2 protein-coding genes (1 of these 2 cut by a window edge) are annotated in these 25,914 nt (G+C 72.7%); both read left to right on the forward strand.

Annotated features, from left to right (window positions below):
* Positions 1–14,385, forward strand: coding sequence for an amino acid adenylation domain-containing protein (locus tag ACRAKF_RS30675; RefSeq protein ID WP_447040836.1), 14,385 nt, complete (start codon positions 1–3; stop codon positions 14,383–14,385).
* A protein-coding gene (locus tag ACRAKF_RS30680; protein WP_447040837.1) for a non-ribosomal peptide synthase/polyketide synthase crosses the window boundary here: on the forward strand, positions 14,382–25,914 show its 5' portion. 5,939 nt of this gene lie beyond the right edge of the window; only the first 11,533 of its 17,472 coding nucleotides appear in the window; the start codon lies at positions 14,382–14,384; its stop codon lies beyond the right edge, outside the window. The genes ACRAKF_RS30675 and ACRAKF_RS30680 overlap by 4 nt, the downstream gene beginning before the upstream one ends.

Genomic DNA, 25,914 nt, shown 5'->3' on the forward strand with positions numbered 1-25,914 from the left:
ATGTCCGAGGGTGGATCCACGCGTCACCGTGCGTCGGCCGCACAGTTGGGTGTCTGGGTGGCACAGCAGTTGGAGCCGGCCGGGCCGCTCTACAACTGCGGCGTGTTCTTCGACATCGACGCGCCCCTGGACCCGGACCTCATGGAGCGCGCCGTCACCCGCGCCGTGGAAGAGACCGAGGCGCTGCGGGTGCGCTTCGGCGAGGACGACGAGGGCCTGTGGCAGGAGACCCTCCCCGGCACCGCACCGCTGGACCACGCCGACCTGAGCGGCGAGCCCGACCCGTACGCCGCGGCCCTGGCCAGGATGAAGGCCGACCTGGCCGTACCGGTCGACCTGACCCGCGGGCCGCTCTACGGACACACCCTGATCCGCGTCGCGCCCGACCGCCACCTGCTCGCCTTCCGCTACCACCACATCGTCCTCGACGGCTGGGGCCAGATCCTGCACTGCCGGCGGATCGCGGAGCTGTACACGGCGTACACGCGGGGCGCCGAACCACCCACCACCCCCTTCGGGCCCCTGTCCCAGCTCCTCGACGAGGACACCACGTACCGCCGTTCGCCCGTCCACGAGCGGGACGGCGCGTACTGGCGGGACGCCCTGGCCGACGCCCCCGAGGCCCCGCGCCTCGCACCGGGCTCCGCACCCCCCGCCCACAGCGACCTGCGCGCCGCCACCCGGCTCTCCGACGAGCAGGTCAGCGCCCTCACGGCGGCGGCCAAGGCGGCCGGCACCCGCTGGACCGTGGTGTTCACCGCCGCCTTCGCCGCCTACCTCCAGCGGCTGACCTCCGTGTCCGACGTCCTCATCGGATTCCCGATCGCCGCGCGCACCGGCCGCGCCGCCCTCACCACCCCCGGCATGCTCGCCAACGAGGTACCGCTGCGCATCCGTGTGCGGCCGTCCGACACCATGGCCGACCTGACCGCGCACGTGGCGCGGCAGGTGCTGGCTGCGGTCAAGCACCAGCGCTACCGCGGCGAGGACATCCACCGGGACCTGGCGCGCAACGCCACGAACCCGCTCGCGGGCCCCGTCGTCAACGTCGTCGGCCACGAGCAGTCCCTGGACTTCGGGGGCACCACCGCCACGGCACGCCAGCTCTCCACCGGCCGGGTGCGGGACCTGTCCGTACACATCAGCGGGACCCCCGACGGCGCCGGCGGCATCCGCGTCGACTTCGACGCCCATCCCGCCCTGTACAGCGACGCCGAGCTCCACGCCCATCGCGACCGGTTCCTCGCCCACCTCTCCCGGCTCGTCGCCGACACCTCCCGGCCCATCGGCCGGGCCGACCTGCTGGACACCGACGAATACCGCCGCGCCGTCGTGGAGTGGAACGACACCGCCAAGGACGTGCCCGCGACCACCCTGCCCGTCCTCTGGGCCGACCAGGTACGGCGCACCCCCGACTCCCCGGCCGTCACCTCGGGCGAGCAGGTCCTCACCTACGCCGAACTGGACGAGCGCGCGGACCGTCTCGCGCGGCGGCTCAGGCGCGAGGGGGCGGGCCCCGAGAAGTTCGTCGCGCTGGTGCTGCCCCGCTCCCCGGAACTGGTCGTCGCGCTGCTCGCCGTGGTCAAGGCGGGCGCCGCGTATGTGCCGGTCGACCCCGACTATCCGGCCGACCGCGTCCAGTACATGATCGACGACTGCGAACCGGCGCTGATCGTCACCGGCACCCGGCTCGCCGACCGCGTCCCGGGCCCCGCGTCCCGGCGCGTACTGATCGACGTGCCCGACACCACCGCCGCCGCGCACGACGGGCCGGGCGGCCCCGCGGCCGACGACCGCGGGCCCACCGCACCGCTCCTGCCGCACCACCCCGCGTACGTCATCTACACCTCGGGATCGACCGGCCGCCCCAAGGGCGTCGTGGTCGAGCACCGCTCCCTGACCGCCTACCTCCAGCGGGCCCGCGAGGCATACCCCGCCGCGGCCGGCGGCTCCCTGCTGCACTCCCCGGTCGCCTTCGACCTCACGGTCACCGCGCTGTACACCCCGCTCGTCAGCGGCGGCCACGTCCGCATCGGCGAGCTGGACGAGGAGACCGCGGACGCCGGCCAGCGGCCTTCCTTCATGAAGGTCACCCCGAGCCATCTGGAGCTCCTCGACGCCCTCCCCGACGCCGCGTCGCCCAGCGACACCCTCATCATCGGCGGCGAGGCGCTGCACGGCAGCGCCCTCGACACCTGGCGCCGCCGGCACCCGGACGCCGTGGTGTACAACGCGTACGGCCCCACCGAGGCCACGGTGAACTGTCTGGACCACCGCCTGGAGCCGGGCGAGCCCACCCCGGACGGACCGGTACCCGTCGGCCGTCCCTTCTGGAACACCCGTGCCTACGTGCTCGACAGCGCCCTGCGCCCCGTCCCGCCGACGGTCGTGGGCGAGCTGTACATCGCGGGCACGGGGCTGGCCCGCGGCTACTGGCAGCGCCAGGGCCTCACCGCCGAACGCTTCGTCGCCGACCCGTTCGCCCCCCTGCACGGCGCCACCGGCGCACGCATGTACCGCACGGGCGACCTCGTACGCCGGCGGCACGACGGCACGGTCGAGTTCGTGGGCCGCGCCGACGGCCAGGTCAAGATCCGCGGCCACCGCATCGAACTCGGCGAGATCCAGGCCGCCATGGCCCAACTGCCGGAGGTCGCCCAGGCCGTCGTCATCGCCCGCAGCGACCGGCCCGGGGACATCAGACTCGTCGGATACGCCGTCCCCGCGGGCGGCGCCCATCCGGACTCGCTGCGCGAGCAGCTCGCCGACGTCCTGCCCGAGTACATGGTCCCGTCCGCCGTCGTCCTCCTGGACGCCATCCCGCTCACCCCGAACGGGAAACTCGACCGCAAGGCGCTCCCCGCGCCCGAGTACGCCGACGACGCCCCCGCCCGCGCTCCCCGCACCCCGCAGGAGGAGCTGCTCTGCGAGTTGTTCGCCCGGGTGCTCGGCCTGCCGCACGTCGGCCCCGACAGCGACTTCTTCGCCCTGGGAGGGCACTCCCTGCTCGCCACCCGGCTCATCTCCCGCGTCCGGGCCGCCTTCCGGGCCGAGACGACCGTCCGCCAGCTCTTCGACACGCCCACCCCGGCGGGCCTCGCCCTCGCCCTGGCATCCGCGGGCGCCGTCGGCGAGCCCCCGCGCTCCGCGGGGCCGCGGCCCGCACGCATACCCGCCTCCTACGGGCAGCGCCGCTGGTGGTTCCTGGACCGCATGGAGGACCAGGACACCAACGCCACCCACAACGTCCCGGCCGCTCTCCGGCTCTCCGGCACCCTGGACCGTGCGGCGCTGCACGCCGCCATGGCGGACGTCGTCCACCGCCACGAGCCCCTGCGCACCCTCCTCACCGAGGACTCCGAAGGGCTGCGCCAGACCGTACTCAGCCCCGAGGAGGCCCGTCCGTCCCTCCCGGTGACGCCCATCGGGCCCGCGGACCTCGACGCCGGTCTCGACCGCGTGGCCGGTGAGCGCTTCGACCTGTCCACCGAACCGCCGCTGCGCACCCGGCTCTTCCGGACGGCCGACACCGAGCACGTACTGCTGCTCGTGGTCCACCACGTCGCCGCGGACGGCTGGTCCATGGAGCGGCTCGTCCGCGACATCGCCACCGCCTACGCCGCCCGCCAGCGGGGCAACGCACCCGACTGGGACCCGCTGCCCTTCCAGTACGCCGACTACGCGCTGTGGCAGCGGGACGCGCTCGGTACGCCCGGCGACCCCGAAAGCCTCGCGGACCGGCAACTGGCCTACTGGAAGGAAGCCCTGGCCGGCCTGCCCGAGGAGCTGCCGCTCCCCGTCGACCGGCCCCGGCCCGCCGTCGCCACCGGCGCGGGCGCCCACTTCGAGTTCGACGTGCCCGCCGAGCTGCACGGCCGGATGGTCACCCTCGCGCGCGCCCACCACGCCAGTGTCTTCATGGTCGTGCAGGCGGCCCTCGCGGCCCTCCTCTCACGGCTCGGCGGCGGCGACGACATCCCGATCGGGTCGCCGATCGCGGGGCGCACCGACGAGGCCGTCGAGGAACTGGTCGGCGTCTTCGTCAACACCCTGGTGCTGCGCACCGACGTGTCCGGCGCCCCCGCCTTCAGCGAACTCCTCGCCCGCGTCCGCGAGACCGACCTCTCCGCGTACGTCCACCAGGACGTGCCCTTCGAGCGCCTCGTCGAGGAGCTCAACCCCGTCAGGTCGCTGTCCCGCAGCCCGTTGTTCCAGGTGATGCTCGCCTTCCAGAACACCTACCGCCACGACGGGATCAACGCGCTCAGCCGGCTCTCGGGGCTCGACGCCGAACTGCTGCCGAGCCACACCGGCACGGCCGAGTTCGACCTCTCCTTCGACCTCGGCGAGCGCTTCACCGCCGACGGCACCCCGGCCGGCATGTACGGCGGCCTGGAGTACAGCACCGAACTCTTCGACCCGGCGACGGCCCGCGCCCTCGCTGACCGTCTCCTGCGCGTCCTGGACCAGGTGTGCGCCGATCCGGGCCGTCGTGTGTCCGATCTCGATGTGCTGTCGGGTGAGGAGTCGCGGCGGGTGGTGGTGGAGTGGAATGCGACGGGGGCGGTGGTGCCGTCGGTGTCGTTGGCTGATCTGTTCGTGGAGCAGGTGGGTCGGACGCCTGACGCGGTGGCGTTGGTGTTCGAGGGTGTGTCGTTGTCGTATGCGGAGTTGGACGCGCGTGCGTGTGGTGTGGCGGAGTTGTTGGTGGCGCGTGGTGTGGGGGTGGGGGACCGGGTCGGGGTGATGGTGCCTCGGTCGGTGGAGCTGGTGGTGGCTTTGCTGGCGGTGCACAAGGTGGGTGGTGCGTATGTGCCGGTGGATGTGGATTATCCGGTGGAGCGGGTTCGGTATGTGGTGGGGGATGCGGCGCCGGCGTTGTTGTTGACGGTGTCGGGTGTGTCGGTGGATGTGCCGGGTGTTCCGGTGGTGTGTGTGGAGGGGGTGGGTGCGGGTTCGGCGGGCGGGTTCGTGCCGCGGGCGTTGCCGGGGGGTGCGGCGTATGTGATGTATACGTCGGGTTCGACGGGGCGTCCCAAGGGTGTGGTGGTGCCGCACCAGGGCATCGTCAACCGCCTCCTGTGGATGCAGCACGCATACGGGCTCACGCCTGACGACCGGGTCCTCCAGAAGACACCGGCCGGCTTCGACGTGTCCGTGTGGGAGTTCTTCTGGCCGCTGATCACGGGCGCGACCCTGGTGGTGGCGCGGCCCGAGGGGCACCGTGACCCGGCCTACCTGGCGGACGTGATCCGCCGGGAGGAGATCACCACCCTGCACTTCGTGCCGTCGATGCTGCGGGTCCACCTGACGGAGCCGACCGCCGGCGACTGCCCCTCCCTGAAGAGGGTGTTCAGCAGCGGTGAGGCGCTCCCCGGTGAGCTGTGCGACCGCTTCCACGAGGTGGTGGGCGCCCAGCTCCACAACCTCTACGGGCCGACCGAGGCGTCGGTGGACGTCACCTACTTCCCCGCCGTCGCGGGGGGTGGTGTGTCGGTGCCGATGGGTCGTCCGGTGTGGAACACGTCGGTGTTCGTGCTGGACGGTGGTCTGCGTCCGGTGGCGCCGGGTGTGGTGGGTGAGTTGTATCTGGCGGGCGTGCAGTTGGCTCATGGGTATTGGGGCCGGGCGGGGTTGAGTGCGGAGCGGTTCGTGGCGTGCCCGTTCGGGGTGGCCGGGGCGCGGATGTACCGGACCGGGGATCTGGTGCGGTGGACCGTGTCGGGTGATCTGGTGTTTGTGGGGCGTGTGGATGACCAGGTGAAGATCCGTGGTCAGCGGGTGGAGTTGGGTGAGGTCCAGGCGGTGGTGGCGGCTGCTCCGGGTGTGGGGCAGTGCGTGGTGGTGGCGCGTGAGGAAGGGGTGGGGGACTGGCGGTTGGTGGCGTATGTGGTGGCGGTCGCGGGTGGTGTGGTGGATGGGGGTGTGGTGCGTGAGTGGGTAGCGGGGAAGTTGCCGGAGGGGATGGTTCCGTCGGCGGTGGTGGTGCTGGACGGGCTGCCGGTGACGGTGAACGGGAAGCTGGATCGTGGGGCGTTGCCCGCTCCGGAGTACCGGGTGGGTGCGGGGCGGTTGCCGCGTGGTCCGCGGGAGGAGATCCTGTGCGGTCTGTTCGCGGAGGTGCTGGGTGTTCCGCGGGTGGGTGTGGATGACTCGTTCTTCGACCTGGGCGGACACTCGCTGCTGGTGACGCGGCTGGTCAGCCGGGTCCGCACCGTCTTCGACGCCGAACTCCCCATTCAGCGCGTCTTCCGCACACCCACCGTGGCGGGGCTCGCCGAGGCCCTGGAGACCGCGGAGACCGGACGCGTCCCCATCACCGCGGGGCCGCTCCCCGACCGGCTGCCCCTCTCCTTCGCCCAGGAGCGGCTGTGGTTCCTGCACCGCTTCGAAGGGCCCGCAGCCACCTACAACCTCCCCCTGGTGCTCGATCTCTCGGGACACCTGGACCGGGACGCGCTGCGGGCCGCGCTGGCCGACGTGGTGGCACGCCACGCGCCGCTGCGCACCGTCTTCGCCGAGGACTCCGAAGGGCCGTACCAGCGCATACGCGAACCCGCCCGCCCCGAGCTTCCGGTCGTCCGCCTCGTCGGCGCCGATGAGTCCGAGGTGCGCGGGCACATCGAGACGGCGGTGCGCACGGGATTCGACATCGCCGCCGAACCGCCGCTGCGCGTCACCCTCTTCGAGACGGCGGCGGACGAGCACAAACTGCTGCTCCTGCTCCACCACATCGCCGGCGACGGCTGGACCCTGCCCGTACTCGCCGAGGACCTGGCGACGGCCTACACGGCCCGGCTGAACGACACGGCACCCCACTGGACGCCGCTCACCGTGCAGTACGCGGACTACGCGGTGTGGCAGCGGGAGGTGCTGGGGTCCGGGGACGATGCGGATTCGTTGCTGGGGGGCCAGTTGGCGTTCTGGCGTGAGGCGTTGGCGGGGTTGCCGGAGGAGTTGGTGCTGCCGGTGGACCGGCCGCGTCCGGCGGTGGCGTCGTACCGGGGTGAGCGGCTTGAGTTCGAGGTCCCGGTGGAGCTGCACGCGCGGGTGGTGGAGGTGGCGCTCCAGCATCGGGTGAGTGTGTTCATGGTGGTGCAGGCGGCTCTGGCGGTGCTGCTCTCGCGCCTCGGTGCGGGGACGGACGTGCCGATCGGGACGCCGGTGGCGGGTCGTACGGACGAGGCGGTGGAGCGGCTGGTGGGCTGCTTCGTGAACACGCTGGTGCTGCGCAACGACCTGTCCGGCGAGCCGACGTTCGCCGAGCTCCTGGAGCGGGTGCGCGAGACCGACCTCGCGGCCTACGCCCATCAGGACCTGCCCTTCGAGCGGCTCGTGGAAGAGCTCAACCCCGAACGCTCCCTCGCCCGCCACCCCCTCTTCCAGGTCACCCTCACCTTCGACACCGAAGGCTCCGCCCATGAGCGGATCGGCCGGGCGATGCCGGGCCTGTCCGTCGGCGAAGGCACAGCCTGGACCGGCTCCGCCAAGTTCGACCTGGTCTTCGGCTTCGCCGAGCGCCACACCACGGACGGCGCCCCCGACGGGATGCGCGCCGCGCTGGTGTACAGCACCGACCTCTACGACCCCGAGACCGCACGGTCCATGGCCGACCGTCTGCTGCGGCTCCTCGACACCGTCACCGCGGCGCCGACCGAGCGGGTGGCGCTGGTGGACGTGCTGGCCGACGACGAACGCGTGGCCGGCGCCGAGCTGCCGCCCGAGGGCGTGCGCTCGACGCTGCCCGCGCTGTTCGAGGCGCAGGCCGCGCGGACGCCGGAGCGTGTGGCGGTGGTCTTCGAGGACGTGTCGTTGTCGTACGCGGAGCTGGACGCGCGCGCGGAGCGGCTGGCGCACCTGCTGATCGACCGGGGTGTGTCAGCGGGTCAGTTCGTCGCGGTGGCGCTGCCCCGCTCGGTCGACCTGGTCGTGGCGGTCCTCGGCGTGCTGAAGGCGGGCGCGGCGTACGTGCCGGTGGACCCGGCGTATCCGGTGGACCGGATGGACCATGTGCTGCGGGACTGCCGGCCCGAGGTGACGGTGACGTCCACGGGCGTCGCGGACCGGCTGCCGGAGGGAACCGGTGGCGGACGACTGCTGGTGCTGGATGATCCGGTGACGGTGGCGGAGTTGGCGGGTCTGCCGGTGGTGGGTGTGGTGGGCCGGCGTGGGTGTGTGGTGCCGGAGCATCCGGCGTATGTGATCTATACGTCGGGTTCGACGGGGCGGCCCAAGGGTGTGGTGGTGGCGCATCAGAATGTGGTGCGGTTGTTCGGTGCGACGGATGAGTGGTTCGGGTTCGGTGCGGATGATGTGTGGACGTTGTTCCACTCGTTCGCGTTCGACTTCTCGGTGTGGGAGTTGTGGGGGCCGTTGCTGCGGGGTGGCCGGCTGGTGGTGGTTTCGCACGAGGTGAGCCGGTCGCCGGCGGATTTCCTTGATCTGTTGGTGCGGGAGGGGGTCACGGTCCTCAATCAGACGCCGTCGGCGTTTCATCAGTTGAGTGCGGCGGATGCCGAGCGGCCTGAGGTGGGTCGTGGGCTGGCGCTGCGGTATCTGGTGTTCGGTGGTGAGGCGTTGGAGCCTTCTCGGCTGGCGGACTGGTATGGCCGTCATGGTGATCGGTCGCCGGTTTTGGTGAACATGTACGGGATCACTGAGACGACGGTGCATGTGACGTATCTGCCGTTGGACGCGTCGTCGGTGCGGGGTGGTGCGCGCAGTGTGATCGGGGTGGGTATTCCGGATCTGCGGGTGCATGTTCTGGATGAGTGGCTGCGGCCGGTTCCCGTGGGGGTGGCGGGTGAGTTGTATGTCGGTGGGCGGGCGCCTGCGGACGGGTATTTGTATCGTGCGGGGTTGACGGCGGAGCGGTTCGTCGCTGATCCGTTCGCGGCTGATGGTTCGCGGATGTATCGCACGGGTGATCTGGCCCGGCGGTTGCGTGGTGGGGGTCTGGAGTATCTGGGCCGTTCCGACCACCAGGTCAAGATCCGTGGTTTCCGTATCGAGCTGGGTGAGATCGAGGCCGTACTCGCCCGCCATCCCGGGGTGGGCCAGTGCACCGTCGTGGTCCGCGAGGACCGCCCCGGAGACAAACGCCTCGTCGCCTACAGCGTGCCCACGGCCGGCCCCGTGCACCACGCCGCCCTCCGCGAGCACACGGCGGCCGCGCTCCCCGACTACATGGTCCCCTCCGCGTTCGTCACGCTCGACGCCCTGCCCCTGACCCCCAACGGCAAGCTCGACCACAAGGCGCTGCCCGCCCCCGGGACGAGTGCCGCCTCCGGGACGAGTGCCGCCCCCGGAGGCCGGGCGCCGCGCAACCCCCGCGAGGAGATCCTCTGCACGCTGTTCGCCGAAGTCCTCGGCGTCCCCGAGGTCTCCGTCGACGACGACTTCTTCGCCCTCGGCGGCCACTCCCTGCTCGCCACCCGACTGGTCGGCCGCATCCGCGGCGCCCTCAAGGCCGAACTGTCGGTACGTACGCTGTTCGAGTCGCCCACCGTCGCCGGACTGTCCACCCTGCTCTCGTCCGCCGACCGTGCCCGCACCGCCCTGACCCGCGCCGAGCCACGCCCCGGGCGCGTCCCCCTCTCGTACGCACAGCAGCGGCTGTGGTTCCTCCAGCACCTCCAGGGCCCCAGCCCCGCCTACAACATTCCGGCGGCGCTGCGGCTCTCCGGCGACGTGGACCGCGAGGCCCTTGAGGCAGCCCTGTCCGACCTCGCCGAACGCCACGAGTCGCTGCGCACCGTATTCGCCGAGGACGAGCACGGTCCGTACCAGAAGGTGCTCTCCCCGGCCGAGGCCCGGCCCGGACTGCCCGTCGAGGACATCACCGAGGAGCGACTGGCCGAGCGGCTCGCCGACGCGGCCCGCACCGGCATCGACCTGACCGCCGACACACCCCTGCGGGCCCGGCTGTTCGCCCTCGCCCCCCAGGAGCACGTACTGCTGCTGGTGATCCACCACGCCGCCACGGACGGCTGGTCACTGCTGCCCCTCGCCCGCGACATCGTCACCGCCTACGCGGCGCGGAGCGAGGGCAACGCCCCCGACTGGGCACCGCTGCCCGTCCAGTACGCCGACTACAGCCTGTGGCAGCGGGCGCGGCTCGGCTCCGAGGACGACCCCGAGTCCCCGGTCGCCCGCCAACTGGCCCACTGGACGGCCGAGCTCGCGGACCTGCCCGCCGAACTGGCCCTGCCCACCGACCGCCCCCGCCCGCTCGTCGCCTCGGAGGACGGAGACGAGGTCGGCTTCGACGTGCCCGCCGAGGTGCACCAGAGCCTGCTGCGGCTGGCCAGGGAGAGCGGAGCCAGCCTGTTCATGGTGGTGCAGGCGGCGCTCGCCGCGCTGCTGACCCGGCTGGGCGCGGGGGCGGACGTGCCGATCGGCACACCGGTGGCCGGGCGCGACGACGAGGCCGTCGAGGACCTGATCGGCTTCTTCGTCAACACGCTGGTGCTGCGCACCGACACCGCGGGCGACCCCACGTTCACGGAACTGCTCGACCGGGTCCGCGCCACCGACCTCACGGCCTACGACCACCAGGACGTCCCCTTCGAGAGGCTGGTCGACGCGCTCAACCCGGAGCGTTCGCTCGGCCGCCACCCGCTGTTCCAGGTGTCCCTGCGGGTCGACACCTCCGACCGGCAGTCCGCGCTCGACACGATCGGCCAACTGCCCGGCCTCGCCGTCACCCGGTACCCGGTGAGCACGCGCGCGGCGAAGTTCGACCTCGCCTTCGCCCTGGAGGAGTGCCACACCGCGCAGGGCGGCCCCGGCGGTCTGCGCGGCGTCCTGGAGTACCGCACCGACCTCTACGACCGGCCCACCGCCCGCTCGGTCGGCGAACGCCTGGTCCGCGTCCTGACGGCCGCCGCCGGACAGCCCGGCCGGCGCATCGGCGCACTGGACGTACTGACCGAGGACGAGCATGACGGCCTTCGGGCCATGGGCGCCGAGCTGCCGCCCGAGGGCGTGCGCTCGACGCTGCCCGCGCTGTTCGAGGCGCAGGCCGCGCGGACGCCGGAGCGTGTGGCGGTGGTCTTCGAGGACGTGTCGTTGTCGTACGCGGAGCTGGACGCGCGCGCGGAGCGGTTGGCGCACCTCCTGATCGACCGGGGTGTGCGGCCGGGCGACTTCGTCGCGCTGGCTCTTCCTCGGTCGGCGGACCTGGTCGTGGCGGTCCTCGGCGTGCTGAAGGCGGGCGCGGCGTATGTGCCGGTGGACCCGGCGTATCCGGCCGACCGCATCCGGCACACCCTGCTGGACTGCCGTCCTGTCCAGGTGCTGACGAGCGCCGACGTCGTCACGGGGCTGCCGGACGACATCGCCGGTGAGCCGCTGGTGCTGGATGATCCGGTGACGGTGGCGGAGTTGGCGGGTCTGCCGGTGGTGGGTGTGGTGGGCCGGCGTGGGTGTGTGGTGCCGGAGCATCCGGCGTATGTGATCTATACGTCGGGTTCGACGGGGCGGCCCAAGGGTGTGGTGGTGGCGCATCAGAATGTGGTGCGGTTGTTCGGTGCGACGGATGGCTGGTTCGGGTTCGGTGCGGATGATGTGTGGACGTTGTTCCACTCGTTCGCGTTCGACTTCTCGGTGTGGGAGTTGTGGGGGCCGTTGCTGCGGGGTGGCCGGCTGGTGGTGGTCTCGCACGAGGTGAGCCGGTCGCCGGCGGATTTCCTTGATCTGTTGGTGCGGGAGGGGGTCACGGTCCTCAATCAGACGCCGTCGGCGTTTCATCAGTTGAGTGCGGCGGATGCCGAGCGGCCTGAGGTGGGTCGTGGGCTGGCGCTGCGGTATCTGGTGTTCGGTGGTGAGGCGTTGGAGCCTTCTCGGCTGGCGGACTGGTATGGCCGTCATGGTGATCGGTCGCCGGTTTTGGTGAACATGTACGGGATCACTGAGACGACGGTGCATGTGACGTATCTGCCGTTGGACGCGTCGTCGGTGCGGGGTGGTGCGCGCAGTGTGATCGGGGTGGGTATTCCGGATCTGCGGGTGCATGTTCTGGATGAGTGGCTGCGGCCGGTTCCCGTGGGGGTGGCGGGTGAGTTGTATGTCGGTGGGCGGGCGCCTGCGGACGGGTATTTGTATCGTGCGGGGTTGACGGCGGAGCGGTTCGTCGCTGATCCGTTCGCGGCTGATGGTTCGCGGATGTATCGCACGGGTGATCTGGCCCGGCGGTTGCGTGGTGGGGGTCTGGAGTATCTGGGCCGTTCCGACCACCAGGTCAAGATCCGTGGTTTCCGTATCGAGCTGGGTGAGATCGAGGCCGTACTCGCCCGCCATCCCGGGGTGGGCCAGTGCACCGTCGTGGTCCGCGAGGACCGCCCCGGGGACAAACGCCTCGTCGCCTACGCGGTTCCGGCCACCGGCGCCGCGGCCGACCCGGACCCGGCCGCCTGGCGGGAACACCTCGCGCGGGAACTGCCCGGCCACATGGTGCCCACGGCCGTCATGCCGCTGGACGCCCTGCCCCTCACCCCCAACGGCAAGATCGCCCAACAGGCGCTGCCGCGACCCGAATACGGCGGCGGCACCGGACGTCGCGCCCCGTCCACCCCCCGCGAGGAAGCGCTGTGCGCCCTGTTCGCCGAGGTGCTCGGCCAGGACGAGGTCGGCGCCGACGAGGGGTTCTTCGGGCTCGGCGGCGACAGCATCATGGCCATCCAGCTCGTCAGCAGGGCCCGCCGCGCCGGACTCCAGCTCTCCGTCCGCGACGTCTTCGAGTACCAGACGGTCGCGGCCCTGGCCCATGCCGCGTCCGACGTCGACGGAGGGGCGGGAGACACCGAGAAGTACGTGAAGGGCACCGGCGACGTACCGCTCATGCCCATCACCCACTGGCTCGCCGAACTGGGCGGCCCGACCGACCACTTCAGCCAGTCGCAGATGGTGCGGGTGCCCGCGGGCGCCGACCCCGACAGGCTGGCACGGACGCTGCAGACCGTCCTCGACCACCACGACGCCCTGCGCATGACGCTCCACGTCACCGAAGGCGGTGGTGACAGCGGCGACATCGTCGGCCTCGGCGCCCCGGGCTGGCGACTGGAGGTCCCCGAAGGCCCCGGCCCGCGCGCGGCCGACGTGCTGCACCGGGTCGACGTCTCCACCATGGACGACGAGGACATACGGGCCCTGATCCCACGGGAGGGAGCCGCGGCCCGCGCCCGGCTCGCACCCCGCGACGGGGTGATGGTGCAGGCCGTGTGGTTCGACGCGGGACCGCACCGGCAGGGCAGGCTGCTCCTGGTGGTGCACCACCTCGCCGTCGACGGCGTCTCCTGGCGCATCCTCCTGCCGGACCTCGCGGAGGCCTGGCACGGCTGCGCCTCCGGCGGCACCCCGCGGCTCCAGCCGGTGGGCACCTCGCTGCGCGGCTGGGCGCACCGGCTGACCGAACTCGCCGGCGACCGCCCCGACGGCACCGAACTCGCGCTCTGGCAGGACATCCTCGCCCCCTCGGCGCCGCCACTCGGCACCCGCCCCCTGGACCCGGCGCGCGACACCTACGCCACCGCCCGGCACCTCTCGGTGACCTTGCCGCCGGATGTCACCGAGGCCGTACTGAGTTCCGTCCCCGCCGCCTTCCGCGCGGGGCCCGACCAAGTGCTCCTCGCCGCGTTCACCCTCGCCATGGCCGAATGGCAGGACCCGTCGGGCCCGCACGGCGCGGGCCGCCCGGGGCGGGCCGCCGCCGAGGTCCTGCTCGACCTCGAAGGACACGGCAGGGAGGAGGAGTTCGCGGGCGGCGCCGACCTGTCGCGCACCGTCGGCTGGTTCACCAGCATCCACCCCGTGCGCCTGCGGGCCGGCGACATCGACCTGTCCGACGCGTGGGCCGCGGGCCCAGCCGCGGGCGACCTCGTCAAACAGGTCAAGGAACAGCTCCGCGCCATCCCCGACCGCGGCATGGCCTACGGACTCGCGCGCTACCTCGACCCCCGCACCGCGGGCCCGCTGGCCGCCCGCCCGCAGCCGGAGATCGGCTTCAACTACCTGGGCCGGTACGCCGTGGGCACGGACCAGGACCCCGCCGACTGGACCATCGAGGCGGGCGTCGACACCGGCCCCGACCACGACCCGCGCATGCCGTTGCCGCATGTGCTCGAACTGAACGCCGCCGCCCGGGACACCCCCCGCGGGCCCGAACTGGCCGCCGTCTGGACGTGGGCCGCGGACCTGCTCACCGAAGACCGGGTCGAAGAACTGGCCCGCCTGTGGTTCCGGGCGCTCCAGTCCCTCGCCACACACGCCGAACGCCCCGACGCCGGCGGGCTCACCCCGTCCGACGTGGGCCTTTCGACGATCGACCAGAACGAGATCGACGAGTTCGAAGAAGAGTTGACCCAGGAGTGGGAGACGCACAAATGAGCCGACAGCCGCGGACCATCGAGGACATTCTCCCGCTCTCGCCGTTGCAGGAGGGCCTCCTCTTCCACAGCGTCTACGACCGCTCGGGCAACGACGTGTACACCGCGCAATCGGTGTTCGAGCTGGCGGAACCCCTGGAAACCGGCGCCCTGCGGGCCGCCGTGGGCGGCCTCCTGCGCAGGCACGCCGCCCTGCGCGCCTGCTTCCGCGAGCGCAAGTCGGGCGACTGGGCGCAGTTGGTGCTGCGCGACGTCGAACCCGTATGGCAGGAGACCGACCTGAGCGGCCTGCCCGAGGCCGAGCGCATCGCCGAGGCGGACCGCATCGTCGCCGAGGACCGGATACGCCGCTTCGACCTCTCCAGGCCGCCCCTGATGCGCTGCACCCTGCTCAGGCTCGGCGGCGGAACCTACCGCTTCCTGCTGACCAGCCACCACCTGCTGTTCGACGGATGGTCCCAGCCCGTCCTGGCCCGCGAGCTGTTCGCCCTGTACGAGAGCCGCGGGGCCACCGACGAGCTGCCTCCCGTGCGCCCCTACCGCGACTACCTGAGCTGGCTGGCCCGGCAGGACCGCGACGAGGCCGTCCGCGCCTGGAGCGAGGCGCTCGACGGCATCACCGACGCCACCCTCGTCGCGCCCGGCGCCGACCGCGACCCCGTCGTACCCGAAGAGGTACGCCTGGAACTGACCGAGGCGGACACCACCGCCCTGCTGAACTGGGCACGGGAGAACGGCCTCACCCTGAGCACCGTCGTGCAGGGCGCCTGGGCCCTGGTGCTGAACGCCATGACCGGTCGGGACGACGTCGTCACCGGCGTCACCGTCAACGGGCGCCCGCCCGAGGTGGCGGGCGTCGAGTCGATGGTCGGCCTGTTCATCAACACCGTGCCGCTGCGGCACCGCATCCGCTACGACGAGTCCCTGACCGCGATGCTGCGACGCCTCCAGAGCGAGCAGTCCCTCCTTCTCGCGCACCAGCACATCGGACTCGCCGAGATCCAGCGCCAGGCCGGCGTCGGCGAACTCTTCGACACGCTCTGCGTCTTCCAGAACTACCCCTCCAGCGGGGCGGGCCGCCGTACGTCCACGGGGTCCCTGCACGTCAAACGGGTGGACAACCGGGACGCCACGCACTACCCGCTGGCGCTGATCACCGCCCCGGGCGACCGGCTCGGCTTCCGGCTCGACCACCGCCCCGACACCTTCGACCGCGCCGGCGCCGAAGCGGTGCTCGACAGGCTCGCGAAGGTGCTCGACGCGCTGATCCGCGACCCCGAACGCTCCGTGTCCGATCTCGATGTGCTGTCGGGTGAGGAGTCGCGGCGGGTGGTGGTGGAGTGGAATGCGACGGGGGCGGTGGTGCCGTCGGTGTCGTTGGCTGATCTGTTCGTGGAGCAGGTGGGTCGGACGCCTGATGCGGTGGCGTTGGTGTTCGAGGGTGTGTCGTTGTCGTATGCGGAGTTGGACGCGCGTGCGTGTGGTGTGGCGGAGTTGTTGGTGGCGCGTGGTGTGGGGGTGGGGGATCGGGTCGGGGTGATGGTGCCTCGGTCGGTGGAGCTGGTGGTGGCTTTGCTGGCGGTGCACAAGGTGGGTGGTGCGTATGTGCCGGTGGATGTGGATTATCCGGTGGAGCGGGTTCGGTATGTGGTGGGGGATGCGGCGCCGGCGTTGTTGTTGACGGTGTCGGGTGTGTCGGTGGATGTGCCGGGTGTTCCGGTGGTGTGTGTGGAGGGGGTGGGTGCGGGTTCGGCGGGCGGGTTCGTGCCGCGGGCGTTGCCGGGGGGTGCGGCGTATGTGATGTATACGTCGGGTTCGACGGGGCGTCCCAAGGGTGTGGTGGTGCCGCACCAGGGCATCGTCAACCGCCTCCTGTGGCTCCAGTCCCAGGACCCCCTCGCCGCCGGCGACCGGCTCCTTCAGAAGACACCCGCGGGGTTCGACGTCTCCGTCCCCGAGTTCTTCTGGCCCCTGATCACCGGCGCGACCCTGGTGGTGGCGCGGCCCGAGGGGCACCGTGACCCGGCCTACCTGGCGGACGTGATCCGCCAGGAGAAGATCACCTCCGTGCACTTCGTGCCGTCGATGCTGGGCGCGTTCCTCTCCGAGCCCGCCGCCGCGGAGTGCACGTCCCTCACCCGCGTCTTCTGCAGCGGCGAGGCGTTCCCCGCCGAACTGCGTGACCGCTTCACCGGCGTACTGGACGCCCGGCTGCACAACCTCTACGGCCCCACGGAAGCCTCCATCGAGGTGACGCACTTCGAGTGCACCGGCGGTGCGGGGGGTGGTGTGTCGGTGCCGATGGGTCGTCCGGTGTGGAACACGTCGGTGTTCGTGCTGGACGGTGGTCTGCGTCCGGTGGCGCCGGGTGTGGTGGGTGAGTTGTATCTGGCGGGCGTGCAGTTGGCTCACGGGTATTGGGGCCGGGCGGGGTTGAGTGCGGAGCGGTTCGTGGCGTGCCCGTTCGGGGTGGCCGGGGCGCGGATGTACCGGACCGGGGATCTGGTGCGGTGGACCGTGTCGGGTGATCTGGTGTTCGTGGGGCGCGTGGATGACCAGGTGAAGATCCGTGGTCAGCGGGTGGAGTTGGGTGAGGTTCAGGCGGTGGTGGCGGCTGCTCCGGGTGTGGGGCAGTGCGTGGTGGTGGCGCGTGAGGAGGGGGTGGGGGACTGGCGGTTGGTGGCGTATGTGGTGGCGGTCGCGGGTGGTGTGGTGGATGGGGGTGTGGTGCGTGAGTGGGTAGCGGGGAAGTTGCCGGAGGGGATGGTTCCGTCGGCGGTGGTGGTGTTGGACGGGCTGCCGGTGACGGTGAACGGGAAGCTGGATCGTGGGGCGTTGCCCGCTCCGGAGTACCGGGTGGGTGCGGGGCGGCTGCCGCGTGGTCCGCGGGAGGAGATCCTGTGCGGTCTGTTCGCGGAGGTGCTGGGTGTTCCGCGGGTGGGTGTGGATGACTCGTTCTTCGACCTGGGCGGGCACTCGCTGCTGGTGACGCGGCTGGTCAGCCGGGTCCGCACCGTCTTCGACGCCGAACTCGCCATCCGGCAGGTGTTCGAGAACACCACCGTCGCGCAACTGGCCGCCGTGCTCGACAGCACCGCCGCGGCACGGACCCGGGTCACCCGGCCGGAGACCAGCCCCGACCGGCTGCCGCTCTCCCTCGCCCAGGAACGGCTGTGGTTCCTGCACCGCTTCGAGGGGCCCGCCGCCACCTACAACCTCCCCCTGGTGCTCGACCTTTCGGGACACCTGGACCGGGCCGCGCTGCGGGCCGCGCTGGCCGACGTGGTGGCACGCCACGCCCCGCTGCGCACCGTCTTCGCCGAAGACTCCGAAAGCGCCCACCAGATCATCCGCGACGACGTCACGCCCGAGTTCACGGCCGTCCGCGTCGACGCCGAACGGCTCGACGAGGAACTCGCCCGCGCCGCACGGCACCCCTTCGACCTGACCACGGAAGCCCCTTGCCGCACCTGGCTCTTCGAGCTGCCGGACGACCGGTACGTCCTGCTCTTCCTGGTGCACCACATCGCGGCCGACGGCTGGTCCGTACGCGTCCTCAGCGACGACCTGGCCACCGCCTACACCGCCCGCTGCTCCGGAGCGGCCCCCCAGTGGGCCGAACTGCCCCTGAGCTACGCGGACTACGCGGTGTGGCAGCGGGAGGTGCTGGGGTCCGGGGACGATGCGGATTCGTTGCTGGGGGGCCAGTTGGCGTTTTGGCGTGAGGCGCTGGCGGGGTTGCCGGAGGAGTTGGTGCTGCCGGTGGACCGGCCGCGTCCCGCGGTGGCGTCGTACCGGGGTGAGCGCCTTGAGTTCGAGGTCCCGGTGGAGCTGCACGCGCGGGTGGTGGAGGTGGCGCTCCAGCATCGGGTGAGTGTGTTCATGGTGGTGCAGGCGGCTCTGGCGGTGCTGCTCTCGCGCCTCGGTGCGGGGACGGACGTGCCGATCGGGACGCCGGTGGCGGGTCGTACGGACGAGGCGGTGGAGCGGCTGGTGGGCTGCTTCGTGAACACGCTGGTGCTGCGCAACGACCTGTCCGGCGAGCCGACGTTCGCCGAGCTCCTGGAGCGGGTGCGCGAGACCGACCTCGCGGCCTACGCCCATCAGGACCTGCCCTTCGAGCGCCTCGTGGAAGAGCTCAACCCCGAACGCTCCCTCGCCCGCCACCCCCTCTTCCAGATCATGCTGGCCTCCGCCGAAGGCGGGACCCGGGACCTGGACGGGCTCCCCGGCCTGACCGCCCGCCCACGCCAAGTCGGCACCAGCACCGCGCAGTTCGACCTCTACCTCACCATCAAGGAGCGGCGCGCCGCCCGGGACGCGGGCGCCCAGGGCATCGGCTGCTCCCTGGAATTCGGTACCGACCTCTACGACCTCGGCACCGCACGGTCCATGGCCGACCGCCTGCTGCGGATCCTGGACGCGGCCACGGAGGCGCCCGGGACCGCCATCGCGGACTTCGACGTACTGGAACCGGACGAGCGCGAGCGGGTCCTGTCCCACTGGAACGACACCGCGACCACGCTGCCCGCGGCGCCGACCACCGGATCGCCGAGCGAGCTGATCGCACAGCGGGCCGCGCACACACCCGACGCGCCCGCGGTCGAGTACGAGGGCCGTACCCTCACCTACCGCGAGCTCGACACGGCCGCCAACCGGCTGGCCCACCACCTCATCGCCCACGGCTGCGGCCCCGAGCGGTACGTGGCCCTCGCGCTGCCCCGCACCGAGCAGTTGATCGTGGCCATGCTCGCGGTGCTCAAGGCCGGCGCGGCCTACCTCCCGGTCGACCCCGACTTCCCGGCCGACCGGATCGCCATGATGGTCGCGGAGGCGTCACCGGCCCTGCTCCTCACCACGTCCGAAGCCGCCGGCGCCCTCCCGGAGGACTGCTCCGACCGCGTCGTACGACTGGACGCCGAGGAGACCCGGTCGGCCATCGGCGCACGCCCCGACCACGCCCCGACGGACGCCGACCGCACGGCTCCCTCGCACCCCGCCCACCCCGCATACGTCATCTACACCTCGGGCTCCACCGGCCGCCCCAAGGGCGTCGTCGTACCACGCGGCGGACTGCTCAACTTCCTGCGGGACATGAGCCACCGGGTCGTCATGGCGGCCGGTGACCGTCTCCTCGCGGTGACCACCGTCGGCTTCGACATCGCCGCCCTGGAGATCTTCGGCCCGCTGCTCAACGGTGCCACCACCGTGCTCGCCGGCGCCGACACCGCCCGCGACCCGGCCGCCCTGCGCGCACTGCTCGCCGACCGGAACATCACCGTCATGCAGGCCACCCCCAGCCTGTGGCACGCGATCACCGGCGACGGTGGCGCCGCCGGGCTGCGCGGAGTGCGCGTCCTGACCGGAGGGGAGCCGCTGCCTGCGGACCTGGCCCGCACCCTGCGCCGGAACGCTAGCTCCGTGCTCAACCTGTACGGGCCGACCGAGACCACCGTCTGGTCCGCCGCCGCCGACATCGGCGAACGCTCCGAAGCCGCCCCGGACATCGGCACCCCCATCGCCAACACCCGCACCTACGTGCTCGACCGCGCCCTGCGGCCGGTGCCCCCGGGCGTCCCCGGTGAGCTGTACATCGCGGGAGCGGGCGTCGTGCGCGGCTACCTCGCCCGCCACGACCTCACGGCCGAGCGGTTCGTCGCCGACCCCTACGGCGCCCTGCACGGCGCCACCGGGTCCCGGATGTACCGCACGGGCGACCTGGCGCGCTGGACCGCCGACGGGCGGCTCCACTTCGTCGGACGCGCCGACGACCAGGTGAAACTGCGCGGGTTCCGGATCGAGCTCGGCGAGATCGAGACCGCCGTCGGCAGCCACCCGGACGTCCGCAGGGCCGCCGCGGCCGTCCGCGAGGACCGCCCGGGCGACAAGCGCCTGGTGGTCTACGTCGTCCCGGCGGACGGACGCCTCCCGCAGCCCGCGAGGCTGCGCGAGCACGCCGCCGCCGCGCTGCCGGACTACATGGTGCCCTCGGCGTTCGTGACGCTGGAGGCGCTGCCGCTCACACCCAACGGCAAGCTCGACCGCAAGGCGCTGCCCGCGCCCGCCCGGGACGGCGGCACGGACGGCGAGGGACGGGAGCCGCGCTCCCCGCGCGAGGAGATCCTGTGCGCGCTCTTCGCCGAGGTGCTCGGCGTACCGCGCGTCACGATCGACGACGACCTCTTCGACCTCGGCGGGCACTCCCTGCTCGCCACCCGGCTCATCAGCCGCATCCGCGCCACCCTCGGCGCCGAACTACCCCTGCGCGCCCTGTTCGAGGCACCCACGGTCGCCCGCCTCGCACCGCGGCTCGACGGCGCGGACCGCGCCCGGCAGGCCGTGACGGCCGGCCCCAGGCCCGACCGGCTCCCCCTGTCGTACGCGCAGGAGCGGCTGTGGTTCCTCAACCGCTACGAGGGCCCGTCCGCGACCTACAACATGCCGCTCGCGCTGCGCCTCACCGGCCGCCTCGACGAGCAGGCCCTGCGGGCCGCGCTGGCCGACCTCGTCACCCGGCACGAGCCGCTGCGCACCGTCTTCGCCGAGGACGACCACGGTCCGTACCAGATCGTGCGGGACGCCGCCCCCCTCGTCCCCGAGACCGTGTCCGTGCTCCCGGACGAGCTGGACGAGCGGCTCGCCGAAGCCGCGGGGTACGGGTTCGACCTGGCCGCCGAACCCCCCGTACGCGCCTGGCTGCTGCGGCTCCCCGAGCCGGCCGACGGGACGGACCCGGAGCAGGTGCTCCTGCTGCTGGTGCACCACATCGCGGCGGACGGCTGGTCGCTGCCCGTCCTGTCCCGGGACCTGAACGCCGCCTACACCGCACGCCGCGCCGGACGGCAGCCCGACTGGCGGCCCCTGCCCGTCGGGTACGCCGACTACGCGCTGTGGCAGCGACGGGTCATCGGCGACGGCGCCGCCGCCGGAACCACGGGCGCCGCCGATCCGGCCGACACGCCTGTCACCAGGCAGCTCGACCACTGGCGGACGGCGCTGGAGGGCCTCCCCGAGGAGATCCCGCTGCCCGCGGACCGGTCGCGGCCCGCCGTCCCCACGCACCGCGGCGACCGGGTCGGCTTCGCGGTACCCCCCGCGCTCCACGCCGAACTGGCGCGCCTGGCCCGTGAGAACCATTGCAGCCTGTTCATGGTGGTCCAGGCCGCCGTCGCCACCCTGCTCTCCCGCCTCGGCGGCGGCACCGACATCCCGCTGGGCAGCCCCGTCGCGGGCCGTGCCGACGAGGCCGTCGAGGACCTGGTCGGCTGCTTCGTCAACACGCTCGTGCTGCGGACCGACCTGTCCGGCGACCCGACGTTCCCCCAGCTCCTGGAGCGGGTGCGGGAGACCGACCTCGCCGCCTACGCCCACCAGGACGTGCCCTTCGAGCGTCTCGTCGAGGAGCTGAACCCGGAGCGCTCCGCCGCACGGCAGCCCCTGTTCCAGGTCCTGCTCGTCGTCGACAACGCCGTACGGGACGGCGCCGTGCACCCGCTGCCCGGAGTCACCGCGGCGGTCCAGCGGGTGAGCACCGGCGTGGCCCGCTTCGACCTGCTGCTCTCGTTCTCCGAACGGCGCGACCAGAACGGCGCCCCGGCGGGGATGGACGCGGCGCTGGAGTTCAGCACCGACCTGTTCGACCGGGTCACGGCCGATGAGATGACCGGCCGTCTGCTGCGCCTGATGGACGCCGTCACCACCGGCCGCGACCAGTCGGTGCACGCCATCGACGTGCTCGGGCCCCAGGAGCGCGAGCTGGTCCTCACCCGGTGGAACGACACCGCCCGCGAGGTGCCCGCCGTCACGCTGCCCGGCCTGTTCGAGCGGCAGGCGGCGCGCACGCCCGACGCCCCTGCCGTCGTGGGAGCCGGCACCACGCTGACGTACCGGGAGCTCAACACCCGGGCCAACCGGCTCGCGCGCCACCTCATCAGCCGCGGCGCCGGCCCGGAGCGGTGTGTGGCCCTGGCGATGCCCCGGTCCGAACGGTGGATCGTCGCCCTGCTCGCGACCCTCAAGACCGGCGCCGCGTGGCTGCCGGTCGACCCCGGACTCCCCGCGGAGCGGCGGGAGTTCATGCTGGCCGACAGCCGGCCCGTCCTGGTGCTCGGGGCGGACGAACCGGAACCGGCCGATGGCCCCGGCCCGTCCCCGCTGCCGTCGGACGGCGACGTCACCGATGCCGAGCGCTCCACCCCGCTGCGGCCCTGCCACCCGGCGTACATCATGTACACCTCGGGCTCCACCGGCCGCCCCAAGGCCGTCGTCATGCCTGCCGAGGCCCTGGTGAACCTGCTGGACTGGCACAGCGCCACCCTGCCCGGCGGAGAGGGCACCGTCACCGCGCAGTTCACCGCGATCAGCTTCGACGTGTCCGCGCAGGAGATCCTCTCCACGCTGATGTACGGCAAGACACTCGCCCTCTGCCCCGAGGACGTGCGCCGCGACCCCGACGCGCTGGCCGCCTGGCTCGACCGGCACCGGGTGGCGGAGCTGTACGCGCCGAACCTGGTGGTGGACGCCGTCTGCCGGGCCGCCGACGAGCAGGGGCTCGCCCTGCCCGCGCTGCACCACATCGCCCAGGCGGGCGAGGCCCTCACACCGGGCGGCGCCATCCAGCGCTTCCACGCCCGCAGGCCGGGCCACCGGCTGCACAACCACTACGGCCCGACCGAGACCCATGTCGTCACCGCGCACACCCTGCCGGACGACCCCGCGGCATGGCCGGGTTCGGCACCCATCGGGCGCCCGGTCGGCAACACCCGCGCCTACGTCCTGGACAGCCGGCTGCGCCCGGTCCCGGTCGGCACCGCGGGTGAACTCCACATCGCGGGCACCGGACTGGCCCGCGGCTACTGGGACCGCCCGTCCCTGACCGCCGAGCGGTTCGTCGCCTGCCCCTTCGGCAGGCCGGGAGAGCGGATGTACCGCACCGGTGACCTGGCGCGGTGGAACCGCGACGGGGAGCTGGAATACCTCGGACGCGCCGACGAACAGGTGAAGATCCGCGGCTTCCGCGTCGAACCCGGCGAGGTCGAGGCACGCCTGGGAGACCACCCGGACGTCGCCCGCGCCGCCGTGGTCGTACGAGAGGACACCCCGGGGGACAAGCGGCTCGTCGCCTACGTCGTACCCGTGGACGGAGCGGTCCCGGACCCCGAGGCCCTGCGGGCGCACACGGCGGACACCCTGCCCGAGTACATGGTGCCGTCCGCGGTCCTCGCCCTGGCCGCGCTGCCCCTGACCCCCAACGGCAAGCTGGACCGGCGGGCACTGCCCGTACCGAGGTACGGACCCGACAGCGGCGGGCGCGCCCCGCGCTCCCCGCGCGAGGAACTCCTGTGCGGCCTGTTCGCCGAGGTCCTGGGCACGGCCGAGGTCTCCATCGACGACGACTTCTTCGCCCTGGGCGGCCACTCGCTGCTCGTCACCCGGCTCGTCAACCGCGTCCGCGCGACCCTGTCGGCCGAGATCTCGGTCCGGCAGGTCTTCGAGTCACCCACGGTCGCGGCCCTGGGCACCGCCCTCGACGGCGCGGAGCGGGGCCGCACCCCGGTCACCGCCGCCACCCCGCGCCCGGCGCGCCTGCCGCTGTCGTTCGCCCAGCAGCGCCTGTGGTTCCTCGAACGCCTCCAGGGCCCCAGCCCCACGTACACGATGCCCGCGGCGGTACGGATCTCGGGCCGGATCGACACCGGCGCGCTCCGCCAGGCGCTCGCCGACACCGTGGCACGGCACGAGGCGCTGCGCACGCTCTACGCCGAGGACGCCGAAGGGCCGCACCAGGTGGTGCTCGACCCCGGAACGGAACCCGAGCTGCACACGGTGGCCACCACCGGGGACGAACTGGACCGGCGCGTCGCCGAGGCCGCGCGGCGCCCCTTCGACATCCGCTCCGGACTCCCGGTGCGCTGGCACCTGTTCACCCTCGCCGAGGACGACCACGTCCTGCTGATGCTGATGCACCACATCGCGGGCGACGGCTGGTCGATGCCGCTCGTCGGACGGGACATCGGCGCCGCCTACGCCGCGCGGTGCGCGGGGGAGCGGCCGGACCTGCCGCCGCTGCCGGTGCAGTACGCGGACTACGCCCTGTGGCAGCGTGCCCTGCTCGGCGAGGAGGGCGACCCCGACAGCGTGCGGGCGCGTCAGCTCGACCACTGGCGGGAGACGCTGAGCGGCAGCCCGCAGGAGCTGACGCTGCCCATCGACCGGCCGCGCCCCGCCAACGCCAGCCACCAGGGCGACCTGGTCGGCTTCGAGATACCCGCCGGGCTGTACGCGCGGCTCCGGCTCCTGGCCCAGGAGACCCGGTCCAGCCTCTTCATGGTTCTCCAGGCCGGTCTCGCCGCCCTGCTGACCCGGCTCGGCGCGGGCACGGACATCCCGCTCGGCGCCCCCGCGGCGGGCCGCACCGACGACGCGGTGGGCGAGGTGGTCGGCGTCTTCGTCACCACGCTCGTCCTGCGCACGGACACCTCGGGCGACCCCACCTTCGCCGAGCTGATCGAGCGGGTACGCAGGACCGACCTGGCCGCCTACGCCCACCAGGACATCCCCTTCGAACGCCTGGTGGAGGTGCTCGCCCCCGAACGGTCCCTCTCCCGCAACCCGCTCTTCCAGGTGGCGCTCGCCCTCAACAACACCGCGAGGACAGGCGTCTCCGAGGCGCTGACACTGTCCGGCACCGACATCGCCCCGTACGAGGTCAGCACGGCCACGGCCAAGGTCGACCTCGCGTTCGCCCTCCACGAGCGGCCCGGGGCCCACCAGGACGGTCTGCACGGCGTCCTGGAGTACAGCACCGACCTGTTCGACAGGGACACGGTGGCGGAGCTGGCCGAGCGCTTCGTGCGCCTGCTCGAATCGGCGTCCGCCGACCCCGGCCGGCGCATCGGCGAGGCCGAGGTGCTCGACGCCGGTGAACGGCACCGCGTCCTGGAGCGGTGGAGCACGACGGGTGACGCCCTGCCGCCGCGCACCCTGCGGGCCATGTTCGAGGAGCGGGCCGCCCGCACGCCGGAGCACATCGCCGTGGAGAGCGGCGGACAGCGCCTCTCGTACGCGGAGCTGAACGCGCGGGCCAACCGCCTCGCCCGCCTCCTGGCCGCGGCGGGAGCGGGCCCCGAGGGCCTGGTGGCCCTGGTCCTGCCGCGCGGCGAGACATGGGTGGTGGCGATGCTCGCCGTCGTCAAGGCCGGGGCCGCGTGGGTGCCGGTCGACCCCGCCTACCCGGCCGACCGCATCGCGTACATGATCGATGACGCCGCGCCGGTCCTGGTGCTCGCCGACTCCGGCACCCGGGCCGTGGCGGAGTCGGCCCTCGGCGCCGCCGCGACCGAGCGGCTCGTCGACCTCGACGCGCCGACGGTACGCGAGCGGATCGCCGCGTCGGCGGACACCGACCCGGCGGAAGGCGACCGGAGCGTGGGCGTGGCGCGCGCGGACAACACCGCGTACGTCATCTACACCTCGGGCTCCACCGGCCGCCCCAAGGGCGTGGCGGTCTCCCACCGCGGCCTCAACTCGC

The sequence above is a fragment of the Streptomyces sp. DSM 118878 genome (assembly GCF_052936595.1).

Coding starts and splice junctions, on each gene's coding strand:
- ACRAKF_RS30675 (WP_447040836.1), top strand. CDS start 1: ATGTCCGAGGGTGGATCCACGCGTCACCGTGCGTCGGCCGCACAGTTG.